The organism is Pseudomonas sp. Irchel s3f7 (assembly GCF_900187615.1).
Lineage (GTDB): Bacteria > Pseudomonadota > Gammaproteobacteria > Pseudomonadales > Pseudomonadaceae > Aquipseudomonas.
On the sequence record NZ_FYDO01000022.1, the window covers coordinates 1 to 14,186 of the forward strand.

A 14,186-nucleotide genomic window follows, 5' to 3' on the forward strand; every position below is an offset into this window, starting at 1 on the left:
GGCAGGCGTCGTAGCGGTAACTGACCAGGGTCTGTTCGGTGCGCCAGGCGTGTTCTTCGGTGGTGGCGCGTTGCCGCACTTGATAGTCGACGGCGATCAGGTGCCGCCGGTCGTAACGCAGTAACAGCGCACGACCGGCGCCGTTATCGAGACGTTGCAGTCGATCCAGACGGTCGCGGGACACGTGCAGGCGGTTGCCGTAGGCGTCGCTGATTGCGCTCAGGCGGCCGTCGCGGAAGTGGTAGAAACGCGGCGTGTCGCCGGCCAGGGCGAGGATCAGTTCGTCCGCCACTTCACCCAGATAGATCGCCGCCCGCGACAGGCTGTTGTGGATCACCGGACGTTCGACGCTCGGTCGCGGAAACGGCGTGCGGCGGTTTTCGTGGTCGATCCAGATCACTTGGTCGCCGTCGATTTCCAGGCGCTGGGCCAGGGAATGGCTCCAGCCAAACCCAAGGCCGCTGTCGAGTTCGACGGCGCTGCTGCGATAGAGGCGGGTGAAGTCGAACGGCAGGAGACCGTCGAGGCTGGCGTCGGTGAGGGTCAGCAGTTCCTCGCCGGTGACCATCGACACCGGGCACTTGTTGGTGGCGGTGTTATCGACGGTGTCGGCGCTGTCGCCGTTGGGGTTGGTGGCCTGTTTCGGGGCGTCGTCCCGCTGTTCGTGACGTCCGAGGCGGGTGCTGGGGGCGGACTTTTTGCGCGCCATGGCGACCGGGTTCGGCACCTCCAGCACCGGTGAGTTGGCAGCGGAGATCAACAATGGAACCGCAGGCGCCGGTTTCAGCGGCGCATTCCGGGCATTGACCATCAATGGCTTGAGCGCACCGGCGTGGGCCGCCAGGTCAGACCGCGATGTCAGCTCGGCCAGGCGCAGGCTTGCCGCTGCCAGCCATTGGCGAGCGCGCACGGATTTGATCTTGTTGAGCACCTTGGCGCTCAAACGGATCTTCAGGCCCATCGGACCGGTCAGACACATCAGCAGGAAAGCGACCAGCAGTTCCGTGCGAACTTGCGCCACAACCTCGGCGATGTACTGCGGTGGCAGCAGCTTCAACCAACTGGTAAACGCGGCCACATAGATGAACATCAACGGCTCATCGCTCAGCACCAGCAACAGGTTGGCGATGGCCTCGGACGAAGCGCTCAGCAACGTTTCCAGTTCGGCTTCAGTCAGGTACTCAAGGAGCTTTTCGCTGTTCGCTTGCAGGTCTTCGATCAGGGCATAAACCTGCTTCACGTCATCCCACAAACCGTGCAGCGACAGTTCGAAACCACGCCAGTCAGCCTGTTGCAGCGTGCGATAACGCTCTGCGAAGTCCGCTGCGGAAAACTCCGCCCACAAGGGCTCGAACTCAGCGCTCCACTCGTTGCGTAACCAGCTTTCGAGTTCACCGATAACGCCCTGATAGGAGGCGTACAGCGCTTTGACGTGGTCGGTGGTGACGTTAGGAAAGAACGTGATGCGATAACGCTGGCCGCGCCAACAGCGGGGGATTTCGAGGATGCCGCTGGGGCCGATGGTTTCGTGAATCGGCTTACCGTACTGCGGTTCGCCCTGACCTTCATTGAGCAGCGGTTCGAGCATCACCGGCGTGTTGCCGATCGGCACGAAGCGCGCGGATTCAAACATATGCACCAAGGTCAACGGGCCGCTGGCGGGGCAGCTGGCGACGGTTGAGCTGACGGGCGTGGTGGAATTTTTAGGGGCGCTGAGACGTACTTCGTTGCCGACCGTAAACACCTGCTCGACATCCAGCACCCGACCGGTCCAGAAGCTTTCCGCCCAGGCCTCGTAATCGTTGAGGCACAGGCGGAATTCCCCGAGCAGGGCTTCAAAGTTCGGCCGCTCGGGGTTCATGGCGGCGACCACGAGCAAGCCAATGGTGTTGTTCAGGGCCAGCAGCTTGTCAGGGGCGAGCATGGGCAGTCTTTCGTTTGGCGGAATGTGGGGCGCCAAACTCTGCGGGGGATCAACGAGGAAAGAAGTCAGGAAAGGAGGTGTTTGATGTAGGGGGAATCGCTATTTCGCAGCGATCCGCTCGACAGCGATCGGGATTTCATTGCTCTGCGCCTGCGACGCTCGTTATGCTGCTGAAACCTTTAATCAGCCCGGCCCCCGTTCCAGTTATCCATCCCGGGATGCCTTTGAAAACGGATCAGACGCGATGAATGCAACGCTGAAAGCAATCGGCCCGATCAAAGCCGTGATTTTTGATATGGACGGTTTGCTGCTCGATACTGAGGGCATCTACACCGAAGTCACGTCGATCATCGCTGCGCGGTATGGCCGAACCTTCGACTGGAGCATCAAGCAGAACATCATCGGGCGCGGCGCGGGTGATCTGGCGCGTTATGTGGTTGAAGCGCTGGACCTGCCGATTACCGCGCAAGAGTTTCTGGTGATCCGCGAACCACTGATGCGCGAGCGTTTTCCTACAGCGCAGGCAATGCCTGGCGCACAGGAACTGGTGCGGCATCTGAAGGCCAATAACATCCCAATCGCGGTGGGCACCAGTTCGACGAGCCAGTCGTTCGGCCAGAAAACCACCTTGCACCGCGACTGGTTTGCGCTGTTCGATTTCATTGTCACGGCGGATGACCCGGAAGTGGGCGCAGCGAAACCGGCACCGGATATCTTCCTGACGGCGGCGCGGCGGTTGGGGGTTGCCCCCGGGGATTGCCTGGTGTTCGAGGATTCGCCTTTTGGTGTCACTGCGGCGAAAGCGGCGGGGATGGCGGCGATTGCGATTCCGGATGCGGCGATGGCTGACGAAAAATACGCACACGCGGATGGCATTCTTCGTACGTTAAAAGCGTTCGAACCCGGTGCTTGTGGTTTGCCGGCACTGGAATGGGGCTGACAACAGAAAATGTGGGAGCGAGCAAGCCGCTCCCACATTGGTTTTTCGTTTAACTCATCAGGCGCCAAAACCACCGTCGATGGTCAGGCTTGCCCCGGTGATGTAGCCAGCCTCCGGTCCAACGAGATAGGCGACGAAGCTGGCGATTTCCTCGGCTTTGCCGTAACGGCCCACCGCCATCAACGGGATCAAGCTGTCAGCGAAGTCGCCGTGGGCAGGGTTCATGTCGGTGTCGACCGGGCCCGGTTGCACGTTGTTGATGGTAATGCCTTGCGGGCCGAGGTCACGGGCCAGGCCTTTGGTCAGGCCGACCAGCGCCGACTTGCTCATGGCGTACGGGCCGCCACCGGCGAAGGGCATGCGATCGGCGTTGGTGCTGCCGATGTTGATGATGCGGCCGCCTTCGGTCATGTGCTGTGCGGCGGCTTGAGTGGCGATGAACACGCTGCGCACGTTGATCGCCAAGGTCTGGTCGAAGTCTTCGAGTTTGAAATCGGCCAGCGGTGCGACGGCCAGAACCCCCGCGTTGTTGACCAGGATATCCAGTCGTCCGAAAGCTTCCACCGTCGCATTCACCGCGCTGCGGATGGCCTCGGCGTCGGCGCTGTCAGCCTTGATTGCCAGGGCTTTGCCGCCTTGGGCGGTGATGCTGTTTTGCAGTTCCTCGGCCTTGGTCGTGGAGCTGACGTAGGTGAAGGCAACGGTCGCGCCTTCAGCGGCCAGGCGTTTGACGATGGCGGCGCCGATACCGCGGGAACCACCTTGAATCAATGCCACTTTGCCGCTGAGGTTCTGAGTAGTCATGTCGATCTCCAAAGTCCCGAGGCGAGATGTCCCGGTTGATGGAGCCTAGTATCGATTGAGGATTACAGGCTGTGTAGACGGTAATTGCTATAGTCTGTGTAAACCATAAGTTTATAGTGGTGTGTCATGGAAACCTTCAGCAGTATTGAATGCTTTGTGCGCAGCGCCGAAGTCGGCAGTTTCGCCGAAGCCGCGCGACGCTTGAGCCTGACACCGGCGGCGGTGGGCAAGAGCGTGGCCAAACTTGAAGCGAATCTGGGGGTGCGGTTGTTTCAGCGCAGCACCCGCAACCTCACCTTGACTGAGGCTGGCCAGTTGTTTTTGAGTCAGGTCAGCGCCAGCCTGACGACTATTCAGAACGCCGTGGCCAATCTGGCCAGCGTCGAAGGTCTCCCCGCAGGCACTTTGAAAGTCAGCATGGGCACGGTGTTCGGGCGATTGTATGTCGTGCCGTTGCTCGGTGAGTTTCTGCAGCGATATCCGGCGATCAACCCGGACTGGCATTTTGATAATCGTCAGGTTGACCTGATCGCCCAAGGGTTCGACGCGGCGATTGGTGGCGGATTTGAATTACCCCAGGGGGTCGTGGCGCGCAAGCTGGCACCGGCGCATCGGGTGTTGCTGGCGTCTACCGATTACCTTGCGCGGCGCGAAACGATCAGGGAGCCCGATGATCTGCAACACCACGACGGCATCCTGATTCGCTCGCCGCAAACCGGGCGTGTGCGTTCCTGGCAGTTGAGCGGACGCAGCCCCCAGCACTGCCGGCCATTGATGCTCAAGGCGCGAATGACCATGAGTGATTCGGATGCGGCTTGCGCGACGGCGGCCCAGGGTTTGGGGGTTGCGCTGGTGAGCATGCCGTTCGCGGTGAATTATCTGGAGGCGGGCACATTGCAGCGTGTGTTGCCGGACTGGTACATCGATGACGGCAACATTTCGATCTATTACGCCGAGCACAAACTGCTGCCGGGCAAGACTCGAGCGTTCGTCGACTTCATCATCGAGCAGTTTGCCGAGCAAGGGTTGGCACAGCGGTTTAGTGCTGCTTGAGCAGCACTTGAGACCGAAGTTGAATCGGGGTCAGCCCTTGCTGATGATGTTCCCGGCATGCAACCCACATTCTTTCTGCGTGGCTTCTTCCCACCACCAGCGACCTTCGCGCTCGTGCTGGTTCGGCAGCACAGGGCGGGTGCAAGGCTCGCAACCGATGCTGATGAAGCCGCGTTCGTGCAGGCTGTTGTACCGCAACTCCAGCATGCGGATGTAACCCCAGATTTCTTCGCTGGTCATTTGTGCCAGTGGATTGAATTTGTACAGGGTGCGCTCCGGGGTGGAGAACGCGGTGTCGATTTCCATCACCGCGACGGCGCTGCGGGTGCCCGGGCTCTGGTCCCGGCGCTGGCCGGTGGCCCAGGCCTTCACGCCAGACAGCTTACGGCGCAGCGGCTCGATCTTGCGGATACCGCAGCATTCGCCATGACCGTCCTTATAGAAACTGAACAGGCCTTTTTCCTTCACAAACGGTTCGAGTTTGGTGTGGTCCGGCGACACCAGTTCGATGTCGATTTTGTAGTGCTCGCGCACTTGATCGATGAAGCGGTAGGTCTCCGGGTGCAGGCGACCGGTGTCTAGGCTGAACACCTTGACGTTCTTGTTCAGCTTCCAGGCCATGTCCACCAGGACCACATCCTCAGCGCCGCTGAAGGAGATCCACAGCTCATCGCCGAACTCGGCAAAAGCCAGTTTCAGAATGTCCTGGGCGGATTTATTGGCATAGGTCGTGGCGAGTTCCACGACGTCGAACGTTGGGCTCATCAGGGCGGCTTCCTACAGGTCGGTGGCGCTGGGCGCTCTATATGGGCCGATGTTAACAAAAAGCTGCGCTGATCGGGGCACCCTCTGCGTTGCGCAGGCAGGCCCGAATCGCTAGAGTTCGGCAGTCTTTTTGCTCGCTCGACTCAATAATCAATACAAATGGGAGTGTCTTGTGGAAATTGCCTGTCTGGATCTTGAAGGTGTACTGGTCCCGGAAATCTGGATCGCCTTCGCCGAAAAAACCGGGATCGAATCCCTCAGGGCCACCACCCGGGATATTCCCGACTATGACGTGCTGATGAAGCAGCGCCTGCGGATCCTTGACGAACACGGCCTGAAGCTCTCGGACATTCAGGAGGTGATCGCCACGCTCAAGCCGCTGGACGGCGCCATCGAGTTCGTCGACTGGCTGCGTGAGCGCTTCCAGGTGGTGATCCTGTCGGACACCTTTTACGAGTTCTCGCAGCCGTTGATGCGCCAACTGGGCTTCCCGACCTTGCTTTGCCATCGTCTGATTACGGATGACACCGGGCGGGTAACGAGCTATCAGTTGCGTCAGAAAGATCCCAAACGTCAGTCGGTTCTGGCCTTCAAGAGCCTTTACTACCGCGTGATTGCGGCGGGCGATTCCTACAACGACACCACCATGCTCGGTGAAGCGGATGCAGGGATTCTGTTCCATGCGCCGGACAACGTGATTGCCGAGTTCCCGCAGTTCCCGGCGGTGCATACGTTTGAAGCGTTGAAGCAGGAGTTCATCAAGGCGTCGAATCGGACCTTGAGTCTTTAATCGGCCGGACTGACGCTTTCGCTGGCAAGCCAGCTCCTACAAGATCGATGCGAGGCACGCGATCCTTGTAGGAGCCGGCTTGCCGGCGATGCTTCAAAGGTTTTGCAGGGTATCGAGCAGCACTTTCACCTTGGTGATCGATTCCTGATATTCGGCCTGCCACTCGGAGTCGGCCACAATCCCGCCACCGCCCCAGCAACATACCTGCCCATCCTTGACCAACAAACTGCGAATGGCGATGGAGCTGTCCATCTCGCCCCGCACATCGAGATACAACAACGAACCGCAATACAGTCCGCGTCGGGTGGGTTCCAGTTCGTCGATGATTTGCATGGCGCGAATCTTCGGTGCGCCGGTGATTGAGCCGCCGGGGAAGCTGCCGGCGATCAGGTCCAGGGCATCGCGCTCATCCGCCAGTTCGCCGGTCACGCTGCTTACCAGGTGATGCACGTTCGGATAGCTTTCCAGGCTGAACAACTCCGGCACCCGAACCGAACCGGTGCGGCAGGTGCGCCCAAGATCGTTGCGCAGCAAGTCGACGATCATCAGGTTTTCCGCGCGATCCTTGGGGCTGGCCAGGAGTTCGGCGGCGTTCGCCGCGTCTTCGGCGGGTGTGAGGCCTCGGGGGCGCGTGCCTTTGATCGGGCGGGTTTCAACGTGACGCTCGCTGACTTTGACGAAGCGCTCCGGCGACAAACTCAGCACAGCACCGCCGTCGGGCAGGCTCTGAAAACCGGAAAACGGTGTCGGGCACGCCGCCCGCAACGCGCAATAAGCCACCCATGGATCGCCCTGGCAGGGCGCACGGAAACGCTGGGCGAAATTGACTTGATAACAGTCGCCGGCCTGGATGTATTGCTGAATGCGCTCGATCACCTGGCGATACTCGTCAGCGTTCAGGTCGGCAATCATCGGGGTTTGCAGTTTGAAAGGCTCTACCGGTTCAGGCGCCGGCTGACTGAACAGCGCGATCAAGCGTTGGCGTTCGCTGTCGGTCAGGGTCGGGTGAAACACCAGTTGGCTACTTTTCTGCTGGTGATCGCTAATCAGCGCCCAGTCATAGAGGCCGAAACGTGCATCGGGCAATTGCAGGTCGTCCAACGCCTGACTCGGCAGGTTTTCCAGATGTCGGCCGAAGTCGTAACTCAGGTAGCCGATCAAACCACCCGCAAACGGCAGTTCATAAGGTGCCGGAATCGACGCTTCACCCAGCCGTGTCAGGTTAGCGCGCAGGCGTTGCAGGAAATCGCTGCCACTTTCGTCAGACGCTACCGCCAATTGCTCCAGCGGCCAGGCACTGAGCAGGTCATAGCGGCCACGGTTGGCGCTCGGCCGGCCGCTGTCGAGCAGCACGGCGCCGGGGGCATGGCGGATCGCCGCGAAGTATTGGGCGGGGTTGGCGCGATAGGGCAGCGGGTGTACGGAACAGGTCAACATGGGCGGGGAAGATCAGCCATCGAGGCGGGGTGGCGATTGTAGTCCCCTCGGGGAATTGCTCCTAGAGGGGATGTCGGGGATTGGCAGATCAGTAGCGGTGAGCGTGACACCTGTGGCGAGGGAGCAAGCTCCCTCGCCACAAAGTGCCATAAGTCAGCCCTCTACCGGCGGAATATGCCCAAACATTTCCTGCACAAACGCCACGCGCTCTTCAACGGTTTCAATCACGCCCCGGGCCTTGAGCTCTTCCAGTCGCGCTTCGACCGCATGGGTGCGCAACGTCAGTCCGCAATCGTTGGCAATCTGGATATTCAAGCCCGGCCGGGCATTGAGCTCCAGGATCAGTGGGCCTTTTTCCTGGTCCAGCACCATGTCGACACCGATGTAACCCAGCCCGCACAGCTCATAACAACCGGCGGCGAGTTTCATGAAACCGTCCCAGTAGGGCAATTGCACGCCGTCCACCGCGTTGGTGGTGTCCGGGTGTTTGGTGATGATGTTGTTCAACCAGGTGCCGCGCAGGGTCAAGCCTGTCGCCAGGTCGACACCGACACCGATGGCGCCCTGGTGCAGGTTGGCCTTGCCGCCGGACTGACGGGTCGGCAAGCGCAGCATGGCCATCACCGGGTAACCCATGAGCACAATGATGCGGATGTCCGGCACGCCTTCGTAGCTGATGCTCTTGAAGATCTGGTCCGGGGTGACGCGATATTCGATCAGCGCCCGGTCGCGGTGCCCGCCGAGGGAGTACAGGCCGGTCAGGATGCTGGAAATCTGATGCTCGATTTCCTCGTGGCTGATGATCTTGCCGGACACCGTGCGATAGCGGCCCTCGAAGCGGTCGGCAATCACCAGAATGCCATCGCCGCCAGCGCCTTGGGCCGGTTTGATGACGAAGTCGTTGCGCCCGCCGATGATCTTGTCGAGGTTGTCGATTTCCTTCTCGGTGGAAATCACGCCATACAGCTCCGGCACATGAATGCCAGCCGCGATGGCGCGCTCCTTGGTGATGATCTTGTCATCGACAATCGGGTACAGGCTGCGCTTGTTGTACTTGAGCACGTAGTCCGCGTTGCGCCGGTTGATGCCCATGATGCCCCGGGCTTCCAGGGCCTTCCAGGTCTTCCAGAAGCCGAACATCAAGCGTCAGCCTTTTTCAGGAAGGCCTTGAAACGCACCAGTTCGGTCAGGCGGTAGCCGCGATAACGCCCCATCGCCAGCATGAAACCCACCAGGATCAGCAGGATCGCCGGGAAGGTGAAGACGAAGTACACCAGCTCCGGCACGCTCATGATCAAGTGCGCGAGGGACGCTGCGAACAGCGTGCCGATGGCCACTTTCATCGCATGGCTGGCGCCGCGTTCTTCCCAGGTGATCGACAGGCGTTCGATGGTCATGGTCAGAATCACCATCGGGAACAGCGCCACCGACAACCCGCGCTCCAGGCCAAGCTTGTGGCTGAACAGGCTGATGGCCGCAATCAACACCACCACGAAGGTCAGCACCACCGACAGTCTCGGCAGCATCTGCAACTTCAAGTGTTCGAGATAGGAGCGCAGGGACAGGCCCAATGCGGTAATGATCGTGAACAGCACAATGCCGAAGCCCAGCTGGGTCTCGCGGAACGCCAGGGCGATCAGCACCGGAGTAAACGTGCCCAGTGTTTGCAGGCCGATCAGGTTGCGCAGGATCAGGATCACCAGCACGCCAATCGGGATCATCACCATGATCATGAAGGTCTGCTGGGTTTGCAGCGGCAGGCCGTACAGCGAGTATTCAAGGAAGTTGGCGTCGGTGTTTTCATCGGTCAGCTTGGCTAGGCGAATGGCGTTCATTTCGCTGTTGTTCAGGCTGAAGGTCACGCTGGCTTTCTTGCCGCCGTCGACGGTGATCAGGTTTTCGTCGCCGGTCCACCACAGCAGGCGGTCGGTTGGCAGGCCTTGTTCGCCGGTTTCCGGGTTGAAGTACAGCCAGTCGGTGCCGTTGAAACTGCGCAGCCACAGCTCCGGTACTTGCGGCTGGTCCGCTACCAGGCGAATGGTGTGGACTTTTTCCACCGGCACGTGGGCGATGGACAGCAGCAATTCGACGATTTTCGCCTTGTGCGGCGTGGACGGATCACCGGCCAGCAGCAGTTTCACGTTGTCGTCGCCGAGATTGTTGACACGTTTGATGGCTTCGCCGATGAAGGTCTCGACGTCGGCCGAGTGCTGGCGGATCGGCGCGAGCAGGGCTTCGGCGGCGATTTTTTCCGGGCCTTCGATGACCATGCTGTCACGGAACGTCGGGCCTTTTACTTTGAGTTTCTCGCCGGAATAGCGCTTGGTCAGCACCAAACGGTAATACAGGGTCTGGTTGCCCTTGGCCCGGCGCGCCGACCAGGTGACCTTGCGGTTGCCGTCGACCCGGTTCACCGCCACGCCGTAATTGTTGGAAATGAAGCTTTCATTAAGGCTGACGAAGTCGCGGCTCAGGGGCGGCACGAACATCTGGATCTTGACCGGGTCCTTGGCACTGGCGACGAACTCGACTTTGGCGTCGATGTTCCACAGGTCGTCGGTGGCGTCTTCGGTCACCGGAATGCCCAGCACGAAGATCTGATAGGCCGTAACTGAAATGCCCAGCACCACCAGGATGGCGATCAGCAGTTTCAGATGAAGGGTAAGAGAGCGCATTGGAATTACTCTGCGGTATGAGCGTCGGTGGTGCAGGCGGGTTTGCCGGCAGCATATTTAAGGCTGGGGTCGACCAGCGCATCGAATCGTTTGAGGGCTTCGGAGCCGATCAAGAGCGGGTATTGGAAAGCACTTCGGTCAGTAAGGTTCACTTCTATACTGCGCAAAGCCGAGCCCATGCAGATATCCAGCTCAATGACAGGGCGGGCCGTGTACTTCTTGCCTTCTTCCGGGTCGTAGTCGCCGGCCCGGCGCTTGATCTTGCTGACACGGGCCAGTGGCCGTTCAATCGGGTGCGAGTGGGCGGTGTCGATGGCCAGGTAAAACCGTACCCATGACTCGCCATTGCGTTTGAAACGTTTGATGTCTCGTGCACTTAAAGAAGCGGTTTTGGCGCCGGTGTCGAGTTTGGCGGCCACTTCCAGGTCGATGCCATTAAGGGAAGCGTATTCGTTGAGGCCATACACGGTCTTTTCCCCTGCAAGCGCAAAGCCGGGCAGGCAAAGGAAATAAAGGAATGTGGGGAAGGGCTTGAGTCTCATAAATCCTGGTGCGCAGCGGTCCGTACTTCGATTCAGGGCCCTGGCATCGCTGCGCAAGCTCCTTCGTATGCCTGTCAGGGTTTTATGACAGGCCGTGCAGATGTGACAAACAAATCGGGCGGCATTCTAGCACGGTGGTTTTATGGTGCCAGCGCTGGGCGACAGCTAAAAACCGTCAGGCTGCTTCATTATGAAGCAACCGGTTATCAGAAGATTGTCGACAATATCGATTTAACCTTTGACTCGGCGCCCTGTATTCGCTAATTTTTGCGGCACTGGCTTACAAGGTGTCGACAATCATGCTGGATCAACTCGATCCCCCGGTGTTCACGCAAGACGATACGGAGACGCTTTCCGAGAACGTCTTCCGCCGCATTCAAGCGGCCATCGTCAAAGGCGATATCGCCCCGGGCAGCAAAATCTCCGAACCGGAACTGGCGCGCACCTACGGCATCAGCCGTGGACCGCTGCGCGAAGCCATTCACCGTCTGGAAGGCCAGCGCCTGCTGGTACGTGTTCCGCATGTCGGGGCGCGAGTGGTGTCGCTTAACCATGCCGAACTGGTCGAACTCTACGAAATCCGCGAGTCCCTTGAAGGCATGGCCTGCCGTCTGGCTGCCGAGCGTATGAGCGTAGAAGAAATCGACGAATTGCGTCGGGTGCTGGAAACCCACGAGCGCGATGCGGCGTTTCAGGCCGGTGTCGGCTACTACCAGCAGGAAGGCGATTTCGACTTCCACTACCGAATCATCCAGGGCAGCGGCAATCGCACGCTGACCCAAATGCTCTGCGGCGAGCTGTATCAATTGGTGCGCATGTACCGCATCCAGTTCTCCACCACGCCCAATCGCCCACACCAGGCGTTTGCCGAGCACCACCGAATTCTCGATGCCATCGCCGACCGTGACGGTGAACTGGCCGAGTTGTTGATGCGCCGTCACATCGGCGCCTCCAAACGCAACATCGCCCGTCATTACCAGGACGGCGCTAACCCGACAGCCAAACGAGGTGAGTCATGAGTTTGAACAAGAGCACTCCAGGCCAGCGTTTCCGCGATGCGGTCGCCAGCGAGCATCCATTGCAAGTGGTCGGCGCGATCAACGCCAACCACGCGCTGTTGGCCAAGCGCGCCGGTTTCAAGGCGATCTACCTGTCGGGTGGCGGGGTGGCTGCTGGCTCCCTCGGCCTGCCGGACCTGGGCATCACCGGTCTGGATGACGTGCTGACCGACGTGCGTCGCATCACCGACGTCTGCGATCTGCCATTGTTGGTGGACGTGGACACCGGTTTCGGTTCGTCGGCCTTCAACGTGGCTCGCACCGTGAAGTCGATGATCAAGTTCGGCGCAGCGGCGATTCACATCGAAGACCAGGTCGGCGCCAAGCGCTGCGGCCACCGTCCTAATAAAGAGATCGTGACCCAGCAGGAAATGGTCGACCGTATCAAGGCCGCCGTCGATGCCCGTACCGATGACAGCTTCGTGATCATGGCCCGTACCGACGCCCTGGCGGTGGAAGGTCTGGAGTCTGCCCTGGATCGTGCCGCTGCCTGCATCGAAGCCGGCGCCGACATGATTTTCCCGGAAGCCATCACCGAGCTGGACATGTACAAGCTGTTCGCCAGCCGCGTGAAAGCGCCGATCCTGGCCAACATCACCGAATTCGGCGCGACGCCGCTGTACACCACCGAGCAACTGGCCGGTGCCGATGTATCGCTGGTGCTGTACCCGCTGTCGGCTTTCCGCGCCATGAACAAAGCCGCAGAAAACGTCTACAACGCGCTGCGCCGCGATGGCACCCAGGCGAATGTCATCGACACCATGCAGACCCGCATGGAGCTTTACGATCGCATCGACTACCACACCTTCGAGCAGAAGCTCGATGCGTTGTTCGCCGCGAAGAAGTAATGATCTAAAGATCGCAGCCTTCGGCAGCTCCTGCACCGACCTCTTTCTCCTGTAGGAGCTGTCGAGTGAAACGAGGCTGCGATCTCTTCGGCAATACGCGATAGACCTGATGAATCAAATTTTGCCGATTCCCTAATAAATTCAAGATTGGAGACAGCAATGGCCGAAGCAAAAGTACTCAGTGGCGCCGGGCTCCGTGGCCAGGTTGCCGGGCAAACCGCACTGTCCACCGTGGGCCAGTCGGGTGCCGGTCTGACCTATCGTGGTTATGACGTTCGTGAACTGGCGGCTGACGCGCAGTTTGAAGAAGTCGCTTACCTGCTGCTGTACGGCGAACTGCCGAGCAAAGCGCAACTGGCCGCCTACGTTGCCAAGCTGAGCAAGCTGCGTGACCTGCCGCAAGCGTTGAAAGAAGTGCTGGAACGCATCCCCGCCGACGCCCACCCGATGGACGTGATGCGCACCGGCTGCTCGTTCCTGGGCAACCTGGAGCCGGAGAACAACTTCTCCGAGCAGCACGACAAGACTGACCGCCTGCTGGCTGCATTCCCGGCGATCATGACCTACTGGTATCGCTTCAGCCATGAAGGCAAGCGCATCGAATGCGTGAGCGACGAGCAGTCCATCGGCGGTCACTTCCTGCACCTGCTGCACGGCAAGAAGCCGAGCGAGTTGCACGTCAAGGTGATGAACGTTTCGCTGATCCTGTACGCAGAGCACGAGTTCAACGCATCGACCTTCACCGCTCGTGTTTGCGCATCGACCCTGTCCGACCTGTATTCCTGCATCACTGCGGCCATCGGTTCGCTGCGCGGTCCGCTGCATGGCGGCGCCAACGAAGCGGCGATGGAAATGATCGAGCGCTTCAGCTCGCCGGAAGCGGCGATCGAAGGCACCCTCGGCATGCTCGAGCGCAAGGACAAGATCATGGGCTTCGGTCATGCGATCTATAAGGACAACGATCCGCGCAATGAAGTGATCAAGGGCTGGTCGAAAAAACTCGCTGACGAAGTGGGCGACAAAGTGTTGTTCCCGGTCTCCGAAGCCATCGACAAGACCATGTGGGAGCAAAAGAAACTGTTCCCGAACGCCGACTTCTACCATGCCTCGGCGTACCACTTCATGGGCATTCCGACCAAGTTGTTCACACCGATTTTCGTCTGCTCGCGCCTGACCGGCTGGGCGGCGCACGTGTACGAACAGCGTGCCAACAACCGCATCATCCGTCCAAGCGCCGAATACACCGGCGTCGAACAGCGCAAGTTCGTGCCAATCGAACAACGCTGAATGGTGGGAATGCCTGCACAGGTCACTGAATGAACCGGTGACCCTGTAGGAGCTGGCTTGCCA

General features: G+C 59.8%; 13 protein-coding genes. 6 read left to right on the top strand and 7 right to left on the bottom strand.

Features of this window, described 5'->3' with window-relative positions:
• On the bottom strand, positions 1–1,924 hold a 1,924-nt coding region (locus CKW19_RS19115; RefSeq protein ID WP_256580358.1), incomplete at its 3' end, for a DUF6531 domain-containing protein.
• Between the two features lie 244 nt (positions 1,925–2,168).
• Between CKW19_RS19115 and CKW19_RS19120 the strand changes: the two genes are divergently transcribed.
• Positions 2,169–2,864: an HAD-IA family hydrolase gene (locus CKW19_RS19120; protein WP_095059364.1), complete on the top strand. Its 696-nt coding sequence runs from the start codon at positions 2,169–2,171 to the stop codon at positions 2,862–2,864.
• A gap of 57 nt (positions 2,865–2,921) precedes the next feature.
• Here the strand turns inward: CKW19_RS19120 and CKW19_RS19125 are convergent, their stop codons facing one another.
• A complete protein-coding gene (locus CKW19_RS19125) occupies positions 2,922–3,668 on the bottom strand; it encodes a 3-oxoacyl-ACP reductase family protein (RefSeq protein ID WP_095059366.1) in 747 nt (248 codons plus the stop codon).
• A gap of 126 nt (positions 3,669–3,794) precedes the next feature.
• On the opposite strand from CKW19_RS19125, the gene CKW19_RS19130 reads away from it, so the two are divergent.
• Entirely contained in the window at positions 3,795–4,721 is a 927-nt protein-coding gene (locus CKW19_RS19130) for a LysR family transcriptional regulator (RefSeq protein ID WP_095059368.1), read from the top strand.
• Between the two features lie 30 nt (positions 4,722–4,751).
• Here the strand turns inward: CKW19_RS19130 and CKW19_RS19135 are convergent, their stop codons facing one another.
• Positions 4,752–5,486 (bottom strand): phosphoadenylyl-sulfate reductase, encoded by a 735-nt coding sequence (locus CKW19_RS19135; RefSeq protein WP_095059369.1) that lies wholly within the window; start codon positions 5,484–5,486, stop codon positions 4,752–4,754.
• Between the two features lie 172 nt (positions 5,487–5,658).
• Here CKW19_RS19135 and thrH point away from each other — a divergent pair, with 172 nt between their 5' ends.
• Positions 5,659–6,276, top strand: coding sequence for a bifunctional phosphoserine phosphatase/homoserine phosphotransferase ThrH (gene thrH, locus CKW19_RS19140; protein WP_095059371.1), 618 nt, complete (start codon positions 5,659–5,661; stop codon positions 6,274–6,276).
• Between the two features lie 93 nt (positions 6,277–6,369).
• On the opposite strand, the gene pabB is transcribed toward thrH, so the two are convergent.
• The 4 genes from pabB to CKW19_RS19160 form a co-directional block, all read right to left on the bottom strand.
• Positions 6,370–7,713 (bottom strand): aminodeoxychorismate synthase component I, encoded by a 1,344-nt coding sequence (gene pabB / locus CKW19_RS19145; RefSeq protein WP_095059372.1) that lies wholly within the window; start codon positions 7,711–7,713, stop codon positions 6,370–6,372.
• A 153-nt stretch (positions 7,714–7,866) separates the two neighbouring features.
• Positions 7,867–8,853, bottom strand: coding sequence for an alpha-L-glutamate ligase-like protein (locus CKW19_RS19150; RefSeq protein WP_095059373.1), 987 nt, complete (start codon positions 8,851–8,853; stop codon positions 7,867–7,869).
• The gene (locus tag CKW19_RS19155; RefSeq protein ID WP_095059374.1) at positions 8,853–10,388 is read right to left on the bottom strand and encodes an inactive transglutaminase family protein; all 1,536 of its coding nucleotides are present in this window, start codon (positions 10,386–10,388) and stop codon (positions 8,853–8,855) included. The genes CKW19_RS19150 and CKW19_RS19155 overlap by 1 nt, the downstream gene beginning before the upstream one ends.
• 5 nt (positions 10,389–10,393) lie before the next feature.
• Positions 10,394–10,930, bottom strand: coding sequence for an ATP-dependent zinc protease (locus tag CKW19_RS19160; RefSeq protein ID WP_095059375.1), 537 nt, complete (start codon positions 10,928–10,930; stop codon positions 10,394–10,396).
• A 299-nt stretch (positions 10,931–11,229) separates the two neighbouring features.
• Between CKW19_RS19160 and CKW19_RS19165 the strand changes: the two genes are divergently transcribed.
• The 3 genes from CKW19_RS19165 to prpC all read left to right on the top strand — a co-directional run bounded on the left by CKW19_RS19165 (position 11,230) and on the right by prpC (position 14,123).
• Positions 11,230–11,949 carry a GntR family transcriptional regulator gene (locus CKW19_RS19165; protein ID WP_095059376.1) on the top strand — a complete coding sequence of 240 codons (720 nt, stop codon included), beginning with the start codon at positions 11,230–11,232 and terminating at the stop codon, positions 11,947–11,949.
• Positions 11,946–12,836: a methylisocitrate lyase gene (prpB, locus tag CKW19_RS19170; RefSeq protein ID WP_053157387.1), complete on the top strand. Its 891-nt coding sequence runs from the start codon at positions 11,946–11,948 to the stop codon at positions 12,834–12,836. Before CKW19_RS19165 ends, prpB begins: the two co-directional genes overlap by 4 nt.
• Positions 12,837–12,995: 159 nt before the next feature.
• Positions 12,996–14,123 (top strand): 2-methylcitrate synthase, encoded by a 1,128-nt coding sequence (gene prpC / locus CKW19_RS19175; RefSeq protein ID WP_053157390.1) that lies wholly within the window; start codon positions 12,996–12,998, stop codon positions 14,121–14,123.
• Positions 14,124–14,186: the final 63 nt, after the last annotated feature.